Source organism: Paenibacillus sp. J22FR83 (assembly GCF_059691955.1).
This window is the reverse complement of sequence record NZ_JCAUAM010000022.1, coordinates 1-12,679: the sequence shown is the minus strand read 5'-3', so window position 1 is coordinate 12,679 and position 12,679 is coordinate 1. Positions and strand designations below refer to the sequence as shown.

General features: G+C 48.9%; 12 protein-coding genes. 11 read left to right on the top strand and 1 reads right to left on the bottom strand.

Going from position 1 to position 12,679, the window contains the following annotated elements:
* The first annotated feature begins 8 nt into the window (after positions 1 to 8).
* The 9 genes from AC58PV_RS29805 to AC58PV_RS29765 all read left to right on the top strand — a co-directional run bounded on the left by AC58PV_RS29805 (position 9) and on the right by AC58PV_RS29765 (position 7,015).
* The gene (locus tag AC58PV_RS29805; RefSeq protein ID WP_497436460.1) at positions 9 to 908 is read left to right on the top strand and encodes a hypothetical protein; all 900 of its coding nucleotides are present in this window, start codon (positions 9 to 11) and stop codon (positions 906 to 908) included.
* A gap of 22 nt (positions 909 to 930) precedes the next feature.
* Positions 931 to 1,080, top strand: a complete 150-nt coding sequence (locus AC58PV_RS29800; RefSeq protein WP_167355879.1) for a hypothetical protein — start codon at positions 931 to 933, stop codon at positions 1,078 to 1,080.
* A gap of 18 nt (positions 1,081 to 1,098) precedes the next feature.
* A complete protein-coding gene (locus tag AC58PV_RS29795) occupies positions 1,099 to 1,245 on the top strand; it encodes a hypothetical protein (protein ID WP_497436459.1) in 147 nt (48 codons plus the stop codon).
* Positions 1,242 to 1,667, top strand: coding sequence for a hypothetical protein (locus AC58PV_RS29790; protein ID WP_497436458.1), 426 nt, complete (start codon positions 1,242 to 1,244; stop codon positions 1,665 to 1,667). The genes AC58PV_RS29795 and AC58PV_RS29790 overlap by 4 nt, the downstream gene beginning before the upstream one ends.
* A gap of 25 nt (positions 1,668 to 1,692) precedes the next feature.
* Positions 1,693 to 2,175 carry a hypothetical protein gene (locus tag AC58PV_RS29785; RefSeq protein WP_497436456.1) on the top strand — a complete coding sequence of 161 codons (483 nt, stop codon included), beginning with the start codon at positions 1,693 to 1,695 and terminating at the stop codon, positions 2,173 to 2,175.
* A 378-nt stretch (positions 2,176 to 2,553) separates the two neighbouring features.
* On the top strand, positions 2,554 to 3,741 hold the full coding sequence (locus AC58PV_RS29780; protein WP_497436455.1) for a M24 family metallopeptidase: 1,188 nt from the start codon (positions 2,554 to 2,556) through the stop codon (positions 3,739 to 3,741).
* 177 nt (positions 3,742 to 3,918) lie between these two features.
* Entirely contained in the window at positions 3,919 to 4,230 is a 312-nt protein-coding gene (locus AC58PV_RS29775) for a DUF1806 family protein (RefSeq protein WP_497436453.1), read from the top strand.
* The gene (locus AC58PV_RS29770) at positions 4,227 to 4,934 is read left to right on the top strand and encodes a PIG-L family deacetylase (protein WP_497436451.1); all 708 of its coding nucleotides are present in this window, start codon (positions 4,227 to 4,229) and stop codon (positions 4,932 to 4,934) included. Before AC58PV_RS29775 ends, AC58PV_RS29770 begins: the two co-directional genes overlap by 4 nt.
* 29 nt (positions 4,935 to 4,963) lie before the next feature.
* Positions 4,964 to 7,015: a sensor histidine kinase gene (locus AC58PV_RS29765; RefSeq protein WP_497436450.1), complete on the top strand. Its 2,052-nt coding sequence runs from the start codon at positions 4,964 to 4,966 to the stop codon at positions 7,013 to 7,015.
* Here AC58PV_RS29765 and AC58PV_RS29760 read toward each other — a convergent pair.
* Entirely contained in the window at positions 7,012 to 7,680 is a 669-nt protein-coding gene (locus AC58PV_RS29760) for a response regulator (protein ID WP_497436448.1), read from the bottom strand. The two genes, AC58PV_RS29765 and AC58PV_RS29760, sit on opposite strands and share 4 nt — an antisense overlap.
* Positions 7,681 to 7,905: 225 nt before the next feature.
* On the opposite strand from AC58PV_RS29760, the gene AC58PV_RS29755 reads away from it, so the two are divergent.
* Positions 7,906 to 10,251: a dockerin type I domain-containing protein gene (locus AC58PV_RS29755; RefSeq protein WP_497436447.1), complete on the top strand. Its 2,346-nt coding sequence runs from the start codon at positions 7,906 to 7,908 to the stop codon at positions 10,249 to 10,251.
* Between the two features lie 5 nt (positions 10,252 to 10,256).
* The gene (locus AC58PV_RS29750) at positions 10,257 to 12,524 is read left to right on the top strand and encodes an S-layer homology domain-containing protein (RefSeq protein ID WP_497436446.1); all 2,268 of its coding nucleotides are present in this window, start codon (positions 10,257 to 10,259) and stop codon (positions 12,522 to 12,524) included.
* The last annotated feature ends 155 nt before the right edge of the window (positions 12,525 to 12,679 follow it).

The following is a 12,679-nucleotide window of genomic DNA, read 5'->3' as shown; positions in this document are numbered from 1 at the left end:
GAATCCCTGTGATTATGGTCAATACCCAGCTGTTAATGCTGCAGTACGCGTCGCGTGTGCTATTATTTTTACTTTTTATGATGATGATTTACCAAGGTTTAAGGTACATACCAGCGCGCAAGAGAAGATGGCGGTCCCTACAGGTAAAGAGCACGCTCAAAGAGGCTGAATTCCCCCCGTTTTTGTATAAAATGCTGGGCATGAATACGAAAGCGGTGGAGGCGAAGCGCCAGTTGTTATTGGGATGTGGGATTTGGCTGAATGCAATCCTGTATGAGGGAGCAAGAAGATTGCTTTTGGCAGGAACAATGCTAGTAGGCGGTATGGGATATGCGGCCATCGAGCGTCCTTGGATCGTTTTGAACATACAGCCTGCATACGTGTTAGTTGGAGCGGCTATCGTGTCGATTTTTCTTATATGGGATGGCAAAGTACTTGCCCAGCTCAAAGAAAAGCGATCACAGCGCATCGTACGGGATATTTATGCAATCAGTCGACAGCTTTTATACTATAACGATTCGAAATTAAATCTGCATGATAAATTGTCCTTATGTGTCGGTCAGACGACATCCACTCGAGCTCATGTGCAGCTGCTGCTTAATGAATGGTACCAAGGGGCCGAAGAGGCGATTACTCTTTTTAAAAAGAGGCTAGGAACCGAAGAAGCTCATAGTTTTGGCGAAACGTTGAATGCGCTCAGGCTGAATGAACATGGGGGCTACTACGACCTGCTGAAGCAACGAATACAGGATTATAAAGAGAAGATGGAATTGATTCGCGACAGTAAGAAGGAAACGGTATCGTATGTGCTTTTTGTCCTTGCGGGACTGCCGATTCTAAATACATTTCGGGTGTTTATGTACCCATGGATCGCCGAAGGGCAACGATTATTTGATGCAATTAACTAACATGTGATGGGAGAGTAAGGAAATGAGAAATATTTTGGTAACGGTGATGATGTTAATCGTAGTGGCGTTATTGTTTACATCGATTATTAATGATGGCTCAACAGGAATGCGACGAAATATTGGGACACACGGGACGACAGCGAATACGAATATTACAGCACTTACCCCATAGAGAAATGGCAGGTTATGTATGAGGTCAATTCTTGTAACGGTGCTGTTGATGATTGTTGTTATCGGCATATATATGGATGTTGTTGGGGGAAACACGGGAACTCGCAAACAGGTTAGCAATAGCGGGGCTAGAATTAGTGGATCCATTGAGCGGATTAATCCATGAAGCAGATTTTGGTGTTTATTCTATTCGCGACAATGCTCTGCTGGTTTATGTTCGCGCCAGTGTATAAGCATATTATTATTGTTCGGCAGGCGGTGCTGCAAAAGGAAGTCGATTATCTGCTCGAAGTTGGGGCGAATGGCAGCCATGGGTATATCAACGCAACGATGATTGCCGCATCCAAGGAGCGTATGGCGGAAAGAGGCTTCTTAGTAGATGAGCTTGCCTATTCAGTGGCTACCGACTCAGGTGTAAGTGGCATGGATGCAAGTGCACCGGTCTGGCGAGGAACGGGCTTGAGGTTAACGATTACGTATCCGTATCAGCGGCTTTTTGTCATTGATCAGCTTGTCGGCATTTCGGTGCCGATGGCTTCCGATCGAATGGGTGCGACGGGCATGAAGATGAGTGAATATGTGCCGTGAGAGTCGTGGGAGTTGAGGGAATGGCATGTATAAGCTGCTGTTAATGGTGTTAATGAGCGTTGTATTTATGTCGTTGTACGGCCTTCAGACGGATGAAGAGTTGGCCATGCATACCGTATTTCAGGGAAAACACGGGCTGAACAATGCCGTGCATGCGGCTGCTCAACAAAGTGATGAAGGGAAGCTAGCACAAGGGGTTCATGCCATAGATGAGACGAAAGCAAGGGAGGCTGCGATGGCCTATTTGCAGGCCAATTTACGTTTAAATGCGCAGAATGAGCCCTTGCCGGATACATTTTTGCAGAGCGCGGTGGTGGTAGACTTATTTAAGATTGTTAATGAAGGCGAAATATTTCCCTATACGTATCGTGATGACAGTCAGGATTACTCAGTTACCTTGGAACGACCTGGTGTTATTATGTTCATCCGGTTGGTGTTTCCGCGGACGTATACGGTGTTGCAGCCGATAACGTGGACGATTAAGTCTGCGGCGGAGATGGTTCATTGAGGTGGTGGGGGCAAGACCAGATCGGACGAGACTAGGCCAGTCGTGCCCGGACGGTGGTATTGGATTAACTAGCGGCGTTTAACTGGAAAACATACAGCTATTTCGAGCGAAAAAGGGGATTATTTGAATATAAATGGAAAAAGTACAGGTAATTTCGTCTTAATTACTCAAATCCTCGAATATCGAAGAAAATAGCTGGAGAAAATCCAGTTATTCGGCAAATGAGCCCAAAAGGGGAGGAATTAGATACAGAAAATCCATCTATTTGATCTATAGAGGTAGCTAGTGGTGGTAGAGTATGGTTAGAGCGACAAAGGATATTTCCATGTATAATGTGAAGGTGAGGTGTTAATCTACGGCGTATAGGAGTCGATGGTGATGACAATTTTTGAACAAAGGCAGCGGTGGCTGCAAGATGAGATGCGTAAACGTGGGTGGTCAGGTTTCTTGGTCACGCACAATGTTGATATATATTATTACTGTGGCTCGATGCAGACGGGGTATTTATTCATTCCGACGGAGGGCGAAGCGATTTATCTGGTTCGCCGTAGTTTGGTTCGAGCAGAGGAGGAAGCGGCAGCGGCCGTCGAAGCGCTCGGGTCTTGGAAGACGCTCGGCGAGCGGCTGCGCGCTCGCATGGGCGGCGCTGGCGCAGCGGCAGCTGAGCCGCTGCGCGTGGCGACAGAGCTGGACGTGTTACCCGTCCAGCTGTACTTGAAGCTCCAGACCGCGCTGCCCGGCGCGGTCTGGGAGGACGGCTCGCTGCTCGTGCGAGAGCAGCGTATGATCAAATCGCCGGACGAAGTCACGGCGATTCGGGCGGCAGCGCGCGTCGCGGACGACGCGCTGGAGGCGGTCATCCCCCACATTCGTGAGGGGATGGCGGAGTTTGAGCTGATGGCGCTCATCGAGCATCAGCTCAGACTGCGCGGGCACCAAGGGCTGATGCGCATGCGCGCGTACAATTCCGAGTTAATCACCGGAATGGTTGCGTCAGGCGCATCGGCGGCGGTGCCCACCTATTTTGATGGGCCGGCCGGGGGCACGGGGCTTCACCCGTCCAGCCCACAGAGCTCAGGCCGCGCGCTGATTCAGCGCGGCGAACCGATTCTCGTCGATATTGGCTGCACCATCGACGGGTACTTGATCGATCAGACGCGTACGCTCGTGATCGGCGATCTAGACCCTGAGCTGCAGCGTGCTTATGACGTGGCGGAGGAGGTCCTCCGTGCCACGGAAGCCAGGCTGCAGCCGGGCACAATTGCCGAGCATCTGTATCTGCTCGCGCTGGATCAAGTGCAGGAAGCTGGGCTGAGCGCCCACTTCATGGGGTATGGCGCTGACCAAGTTAAATTCCTTGGTCATGGTATCGGGCTCGAAATCGATGAGTTGCCCGTTCTCGCCAAAGGCTTCAAATACCCGCTGGCACCAGGCATGGTCATCGCGATTGAACCTAAGTTCACCTTCCCAGGGCGGGGCGTTGTTGGTGTTGAGGATACGTATCTGATTACAGAAGAAGGATACGAGAAATTGACCGTATCCCGTGACGGGATGCGCCATCTATAAGTGTGAAACATGTAATAAGATAAACTGTCCTGAAGTAGACGTATCTACTTTTAGGGCAGTTTTTTCAACATCAAGGCTTGCATGAATCGGGTTTGAGTGGTTTTCTGCGTTTAGTGTACAAACTTATGTTACAGTATAGGAGCAACAAAATTCTGTTTGAAAAGAGAGTAGACGCTGATGAACATCATAGATAAGGATGAGGTAGCAAAAGAACTGCAGACCTTTGTGGGGTCTGATGTTTATGTACATAGTGAAGCAACATCGTATATGTTTGTTCGTAATTTCAAAGTGAATGTGACACACGCGTTCATCGCAGGGGAAGGGCCCTACCGAGCGGCAGTCCGTTACGACGGGCATGGCTGGCTTCGCATGGAGGCACTTACGCATTATGAAGTTGACGGGCAGGGGAGCTTGCTGCTAGCTGGATATGATGACCGAGGCAGAATGAATGTGGCGCTGCATCTGGGAAAGGAGCCTTTTCCGGAATGAATATGACCAATAACAAAGGCAAAAGACTGCTCGCAGTTTTCGCGCACCCAGACGATGAATCGTTTATTTGCGGCGGCACGCTAGCGAAATATGCCAGAGAAGGCGTGGAGATTACGCTCGTGAGCGCAACGCGCGGCGATATGGGACGGCGCATGGGGAACCCGCCATATCTTAACCGGGAAACGATGGCGGCAGCCCGTGAGATTGAACTTACCGAGGCTTGCGAGCATTTAGGCGTGCAGCGGCTGATCTTTTTGGATATTCGTGATAAAACGGTGGAATTCGTCGAGGAAGAGAGCCTTATCACACGCATCGCAGCGCTGATTGAGGAGTTGCAGCCGGATGTTGTTCTGACGTTTCACGAAGTGCTTGGTGGTCATCCGGATCACTGCGCTATTGGTAAAGCGACGACGGCGGCTTTCCAGCGCACCGGACAGCGGGGCTCGCTATACTTTATTTCATTCGGCGATGCGATGGCGCGGCCAGAGCGATTCGGTTACACAGCGAGGGAGATCGCACGAATCGACGTACATGCGCATCTCGAAGCGAAGCTCGCGGCATTTCGTGCACACCGCTGTCAGACGGAGATTGACGAATGGGTCTGGCTGCCAGATCAGGAAGCTCTGACGCGGTTTGGGGGGTATGAGTATTTTATGAAGTGGGATCGGGCGGCCGCAGTAGGGGTTAGCGAAGATTTGTTTTAGGCGACAGTGAGAAGGCGGTTGATGAAGAAATGAAGAAGCGGATTGTGTTAACCGTCATCGGGATGGTAATTATGCTGTTCATGTCGAGCCTGACGACAGTCTATTCGGCTGCAGTGGAAGCAGTGGCGCATCAGCCTCAGAAAGGCGTTTTGGAAATAGAGGATAAGGTGGCAGGGGATCAGGGTGTAATTCCTTTGTATGGGGACTGGGAGTTTTACTGGAAACAATGGCTTCAGCCGACAGATTTTGTGCAGACCGACTTACAGCCTTCCTATATGAAGGTACCCTCCTCGTGGCCAGACGGTACAGTGAATGGTGTGAGCATGTCCAGCCATGGTTTCGGTACGTACCGGATGGTTCTGCATGTGCCGGCTTCCGACGTGGGCAAGAATAAATCCCTGTTCCTCAGGGCGATTGGGAGCGCATACCGATTGTGGATTGATGGCATCGAAAAGCCGGGACTCGGCCAAGTGGGCGCCAGTTTGGAGGAAGAACAGCCGAGATCCCATATTAATCTTGTCTTTTTTGAACCGAAACAGCAAACAGTGGAGATCGTCCTCCAAGTATCCAACTACGCTTTCCGTGAGGGCGGCATGACGCGGGAAATTATGTATGGTGATACGGATGCGTTAATTCCCGGGATTTTAAAAGAGTTGCTCTATGATATCTTCGTTATCGGCGGTTTTCTAATGATGGGCATCTATCACCTGATCGTGTGGGGCATGCGCAAGCGAGATCTCGCCACCTTACTTGTGGGCTTGACCGCGCTGTTTATCTCAATGAGAACGATGTTTATCAACGGGTATTTGTCCGCCGAACTGCTGCATCTAGAGAGTTGGGAAGGGCTGACGAAGCTCGAATATGTAAGTGAGGTCCTCGGGTTGATCACGCTTATCTTCTTGATTAGAAGCTTGTACCCCCAGGAAGTCCATTCAGGTATGGTGAAAATTTCCATGTTTGCCTCTGTCGGGCTGTTGGTGTTCATTTGTGTAACGCCTGCCCGTGTTTACACAGAGTCTATGGTGTTGCAAAGCGTCCTCAAGGGGGGCATTCTGCTCTATTTTACCCTATATGTCGGTCTCAAGGCCTGTGCGCGCAAACGGGAAGGGGCCATGATTCATTTGGTCGTCTTAATTCTCATCTTATGTGCAGTGATTAACGATACGCTATATTACTTGCGAATTATTCAGACAGTTGAACTCCTGAGCTATAGCATCGTACCGTTTGTGATGGCGCAGGCGATCATTGTCTCGCATCGATACGTCCGGCTTTCTCGGCGGAATGATGTGTTGGTGGAAGAGCTAGGAGAGACCAATAGACTACTTGAAGTGAAAGTGACGGATCGAACTCGAAGTCTGCATGAATCGAATCAGCGGCGAACCAAAATGCTGGCCAATATCGCACATGATTTGGGAACGCCATTAGTTGGCATCCAGACTTGGCTGCAGCTAATTGCTCGAGGGAAGCTGCCTATGGACAAAGATAATACGCATATTACGGAGCAGTTATTAGATAAGACGGCTTATGTGAAACGCTTGGTGGATGATTTGTTCGAATTGTCCAAGCTGGAGTCGCGAGAGACTGCTTTTAAATATGAGGTTGTACATATAGCTTCCTGGTTTGAAGACATACACCGCAAGTTTGAAGGAGATCTAGCTGATCAAGGGGTGATCTTGCATGCTAATTTAACCGGTATTGCTCGTGAGGGCTCCCCACTGCAACTGCGAATAGATCCGTTTCGAATGCTGCGGGTGCTGCAAAATTTAATAAGCAATGCGGTTCAATTCAGCAAGGATGTCAGTCGTGTTATTGAGCTCAGAGGCAGGGTAGAGGTGGAGGCAAGCGGCATGGGAGATGTGTTCATACTCGAAATTGCAGATTACGGCAGGGGTTTATCGGTTGCTGAACAGGCGCTTGTATTTAATCGTTTCTACACCAATCGTGAAAAAAATGAAACCGGCAGCGGGCTTGGGTTAGCTATTGTACAAGAGATTGTTGAACAGCATCACGGTAAGGTTGGAGTCAGCAGCGAGAAAGGGGCCGGGAGCGTATTTTACTGTATCCTGCCTGTGCTGTCTTAGTTCAAGAGGTTGGTCTCTAAATTGCGAATGGCATCTTGCCGATTCTGTACACCTAGCTTAATGTAAATAGTCGATAGTTTGTTTTTGACCGTTCCTTCGGTGAGAAACAAGCTGTCGGCAATCTCTTTATTGGACAATCGTTGTAGCAGCAATTCGATAATCGGACGTTCTGATTTGGTAAAAGATTGGTCGGTTTCGAAAAAAAGCTGCAGCCGCTTTTCTTTCATAAATTGACTGTTTGTTGCGGCATAGTGGGCAATTTTGGCGGCCACTTGTGCTGGCAGAACAAACTGCTTGTTGACGGTGTCGCGAATGGCTTGAACCAGCTTTTCAAAATCCAATGCTTTCAAAATATAACCATTTGCTCCATCCGCAAGGCCTTGGAAAATATATTCTTCTTCATTAAAAGTGGTCAAAATTAGAATCGGGAATTCGGCATTTCCCTTTCGAATTTCCCGGATGCAGGTCAAACCGTCCATTTCGGGCATTTGAACATCCATGAGCACCAGATCAGGAAGGACTGTTTCGAGTAGTTGCAACGCCTCTTTTCCATTCCGTGCAGTTCCGCAAACCTCCATATCCGCTTCGGACGCAATAATAAGCTCCAGTCCGCTTCGTAACAAGGCATCATCTTCCACGATTAAAATTTGTAAAGCGTTAGACATGTTCTGGTTCAACCTCCCTCCACACTAGAATTTCATTATACTTCAATTTATCGCTCCCTCACATTGTAATTAAGAGAAAAGAGTGACTTTTCGTCACTATGCCTGCCAGGACAATAGCCTTAGAATGATAAACATGACATGACTTTTTGTTGAAACATGTCGATTGGCTGTTTGAACAAGGTCAGGTGAATACATCTCACTTACTTCTAGAGGGGGACTTTTAGGTTGAAAACGTGGAAAAAAAGTTGCAGTATGATTTTTGCTGTGGTGCTGTCGCTTTCATTCATTATGATGTACAGCACGATTGCGTTCGCGGAATCTTGGAATTTCGTAGATGGTAATTCGGAAACGACGGGTATTAACTACAATACGGCGAAAAATGCAAGCAGTCCAAGGATGGTGGATTGGAACGGTACGGCTTATGTTATTTGGGCGGAGGTATATGACACCAAGAATCAAATTCGTGTCAAGAAGATGACGAATGGCCAATGGGTGACGGCCGATAATAACACACCGCTGAATAAAGACGCTTCACGCGAAGCGACAACGCCTAATCTGGTTGTATTTAACAACGAGCTGTATGCCGCTTGGCAGGAGCAGGCTTCGACTAACTGGTGGCAGCTACGCGTGGCCAAGTTCAACGGAACATCATGGAACCGTATTGACGGTGATGGCGATTTTGGCATGAATGTAAATAGTCCTACAAATGCGAGAAATCCGAAGCTCGTTGTGTATAACAGCGCGTTGTATGTTATCTGGGACGAAACGGGTGGCGACGGTACAAACAAAATTCGAGCTAAGGTCTATGCGGGGGGATCCACCTGGAATCTAGCGGATGGGGGCACCTCGCTGAACAAGGACAACACGAAAGCGGCCCAAAATCAGGAAGTGGCTGTCTACAATGGAAAGCTCTATGTGGTTTGGAGTGAGAATGGCAGCACGGTATCGCAGGTGCGAGTGAAGGCGTATAACGGTTCTTCATGGAGCTTTGTTGATGGGAATGCAGGCACAGGGCTTAATGTGGATGTTGCTGTTGGCGCATATATTCCTTATATAGCAGTTTACGACAACGAGTTATACGTTGCTTTTGGTGAAAAAAATCAGATTCGTGTGAAGAAATACGACGGTACGAGCTGGACGTTGGTAGACGGCGGCACGCAAACAACCGGACTTAATTACAATACAAGTCAAAATGCTTATACACCGAGACTGGTTGCTTTTGATAGCAATTTATATGTAGCTTGGCAAGAAGGAAGTACCAATCAGGTTCGTGTTAAACAATATGACGGAACAACTTGGACATCTGTTGATGGTAATTCGACAAAAGGATTGAACAGGGTTACGACGAACAGTGCTACTTCAGTTTTTCCGAGTGTTGTTAATAGCTCGCTCTATGTAACGTTTCTGGAAACTAGTACGACTAACCAAGTGCGTGTGGTTAACTGGGGGCCTTCAAACGCTGCACCAACTGCGACGAACGTTAGCTTTACTGGTGATCTGAAGCAAGGCAGTACGCTGATAGGTACTTATACATACGGCGATGCAGATGGCGATCCGGTAGGTGTAACGACGTATAAATGGTATACGGCGACGGATGCGGCAGGCACAGGGAAAACGGCGATTACTGGTGCGGTAAACAATACGCTGACGCTGACGAGTGCGGAAGCTAATAAGTTTATTATCTTTGAAGTGACGCCAGTGGCGAGCACGGGTACGCCGACAGGTACACCGTCGACATATACGGGCGCGACTGCGGTAGTGCCGAACGCTGCTCCGACGGCGTCAGCCGTGAGTTTCACGGGCACGCTGAAAGAAGGAAATACATTGAACGGTACGTACACTTATGGAGATACAGATGGTGATCTCGAAGGTGTAGCAACGTTCAAGTGGTACACAGCGACGGATGTGGCAGGCACTGCGAAAACGGCGATTGCCGGAGCGGTAAGTAAAACGCTGACGTTGACGAGTGCGCAGGCGAATAAATTCATTATTTTCGAAGTGACGCCAGTGGCGAGCACGGGTACATTGACAGGTACACCAGTTACCTTTACAGGTGCGACTGCGGTAGTGCCGAACATTGCGCCGACGGCAACGAATGCGAAGATAGACGGAGCGTTCATGCTTACGCAGACACTGACCGGGAGCTATACCTATACGGACGCTGACAGCGACGGCGAGAGTGGCACAACATTCAAGTGGTATACAGCCGATGATGCCGCAGGCTTGAACAAAACCGTTATTGCTGGAGAGACTGCCAAGACACTGACGTTGAAAGCGGCGCAGTTCGGCAAATTCATTATTTTCGAAGTGACGCCGAAAGCTGCTTCTGGAGCTGCAGTAGGCACACCAAACAGTAGCAAGGCACTTGGGCCAGTAACTGTTCTGAAAGGTGATGCCAATGGGGACGGAATTATCAGCCCGGCGGATGCGCTCCTCGCAACGAGATATGCGCAAGGTAAAATTACGCTGACCGACGAACAGAAAAAAGCACTCGACATGGATGATGACGGTGATGTCGACGCCATCGACAGTCAGCTTATTCTCAACGTTTACTTAGGGAAAGGAGTGTGACCATAGTGAAGACATCCCATTTGCAAGTGGCGAACCGTGTCTCTCAACTGGCTGTTGCTTTGTTGATTATGGCGTTCCTGATGATTAGCTTGCTGCCGGTTGTACACGCAACTCGTGCGCTGCCTTTCCAAGCTGACGTTTACAGTTCTTCCGGTCATGCGGGAGAAACGGTTTCTGTAGCTGTGTATATGCAGCCTGGTGAGACAGCATCGGACGATAATTTTTGGGCATATACAATGAAAGTGAATTATGATCCAAGTGTGTTGACGCTCGTCGAGCCAATCTTCAATGATGTGGAGGCCGAGACGTTCGACACGACCGAAACAGTAACAGGAAGTGTGTACGTCAAAGCGGAGAGCTTCCCGACCACCTTTATTTTTGAACGGCAAAAAGTTTTTACAATGAATTTTACGATTAAATCAACTGCAATACCAGGTGATACACCGATTACACTCGAAGGTGGTTCGTACACACTGGATCAAGATCCAGTGGAAATTAGCGAGAGAGTGTCAGGTAAGGTGACGATACTGAGTCTCGCTCAGGTGGGTACGGCGACTGTTTCAATCGGTAAAGGCCAGGGGCAGCAGGGTAACATCGTAGATGTTCCTGTCGTGCTGAACTCGGTGTCATCGGGCGTAGGTTCGTTTGGCATACGAATGGCTTATGATCCCTCATCGCTTGAGGTGGTGAGTATCGCTGGACCTCAAGCTGTTGTATTCGATAGCATTTATAACAATACAATCGGATATTTAATGACAGGCTGGGTGGATGGAACAGGTGGCGATCAGCTACTCGTGAGCGATCAGACACTGTTTACGGTTAGTTTTAAAATTAAGAACACTGCTACACATGGTGTGAAGCCTTTGACAATTACTGATGCGACAGACATTCGGCAGTTCACAATAACCGATGGAGACGCCAAAGAATTAACGAAGACAATTCAAGCGGGCAGTGTTACGGTTGTAGCGCCAGAGGCAGAGCCTGATTCGCCTTCAGTGCCGAATAAAGAAACAATCCAAGTCGATGTGAAAGCACCGGGTTCCAAGGATGCCGATTCGGTGTCCAAAGCTGAAATTGAAAGAACGCTGAAATCTGACGGTACGAAAAGCGATAGGATACAATTGACGACGCCGCAGGCCAAACAGACCGTTGAAGCTATTCAAAAAGCCAAACTGAATACGGCGAATATCATTATTCCCGATGCGAAAGATGAAGTATCCGAGGTGAACGTTACCGTACCGAAGGATGCAGCCGGGATGTTCGTGGATGCAAACATCAATGTAGGCATCGTGACGGACAACGTAAAAGTTACGATCCCAGCATCGTCACTGAAAGGATTCCAGGACGATATTTACTTCCATTTTGTGCCGATTAAAGATGCAACTGAGAAGCAAGCCATTAATGGCCGAGCTGACAAGGAGACCATTGTGTTGGCTGTTGCGGGCGAGCAAGGCGTGACTGTTGTCGGCCGTCCGATGACAATTGAAACGAATTTGCAGAATCGTAAAGTCGAGCTTGTCATGCCGCTAAAGGGCTTGCAATTGAGCCAAGAGCAACTTGCTAATCTTGCCATTTACGTTGAGCATAGTGATGGAACGAAGGAATTGCTGCACGGCCAGTTGGTGCCGTATGGTTCTTCCGAAGGTGATCTGGGCTTGCAATTCTCCGTGAATAAGTTCAGCACGTTTTCACTAGTTCAGCTCAATGCTGTGCCTGAAGGGCATCGTGCCTATATCCAAGGATATGAGGACCGCACGTTCCGTCCGGAACAGGCGATAACGCGTGCAGAGATGGCAACGATTCTAACTCGTGTGATTAAAAAGGATGAACTGGCGGCGGGTAAAACGACTTATTCTGATGTTGCTGCCACGCATTGGGCAATGGAGTCCATCGTCAAAGTTTCCGCAATGAAGCTGATGAGCGGTTATCCTGATGGAACCTTTGCTCCGGATCAACGAATTACACGTGCAGAGATGGCAAGCCTTGCGGCTATTCTGCTTCCAGACAATTCGACTGGCAAGGGCTTCACCGATCTGGCTGACCACTGGGCAGAGAAGGCGATTCTCAAGGTGCAAGGCGCCGGTATTCTGCAAGGTTATGCAGATGAGTCATTTAAACCGGAACAATCCATCACTCGTGCGGAAGCTGTTACCATGATTAATCGCTTGCTCGGCCGTCAACCGAGCGGCAGCACAGCAACATCGCCATGGGAAGATGTAGCGAAGAGCTATTGGGCTTTTGCCGATATTGTAGAAGCTTCAACAGACTATTAATCGCTAAAACACAAAAGGGACGTGCACTGGCACGTCCCTTTTTGTATGTACGCCCAGCATGGGCGTCATCTCTAGGGTGAAAGTCCCGAACGGGGGCTGGCGAACGCCTACCGTTAGCCAAGAGCAAGGGTGTCCATCGCGAGGTGGAATCTGAA

Excerpts from the sequence above, each read along its gene's own strand:
- AC58PV_RS29770 (WP_497436451.1), top strand. The coding sequence starts at position 4,227 with ATGAATATGACCAATAACAAAGGCAAAAGACTGCTCGCAGTTTTCGCG.
- AC58PV_RS29775 (WP_497436453.1), top strand. The coding sequence starts at position 3,919 with ATGAACATCATAGATAAGGATGAGGTAGCAAAAGAACTGCAGACCTTT.
- AC58PV_RS29800 (WP_167355879.1), top strand. The coding sequence starts at position 931 with ATGAGAAATATTTTGGTAACGGTGATGATGTTAATCGTAGTGGCGTTA.
- AC58PV_RS29780 (WP_497436455.1), top strand. The coding sequence starts at position 2,554 with ATGACAATTTTTGAACAAAGGCAGCGGTGGCTGCAAGATGAGATGCGT.
- AC58PV_RS29785 (WP_497436456.1), top strand. The coding sequence starts at position 1,693 with ATGTATAAGCTGCTGTTAATGGTGTTAATGAGCGTTGTATTTATGTCG.
- AC58PV_RS29760 (WP_497436448.1), bottom strand. The coding sequence starts at position 7,680 with ATGTCTAACGCTTTACAAATTTTAATCGTGGAAGATGATGCCTTGTTA.
- AC58PV_RS29795 (WP_497436459.1), top strand. The coding sequence starts at position 1,099 with ATGAGGTCAATTCTTGTAACGGTGCTGTTGATGATTGTTGTTATCGGC.
- AC58PV_RS29765 (WP_497436450.1), top strand. The coding sequence starts at position 4,964 with ATGAAGAAGCGGATTGTGTTAACCGTCATCGGGATGGTAATTATGCTG.
- AC58PV_RS29790 (WP_497436458.1), top strand. The coding sequence starts at position 1,242 with ATGAAGCAGATTTTGGTGTTTATTCTATTCGCGACAATGCTCTGCTGG.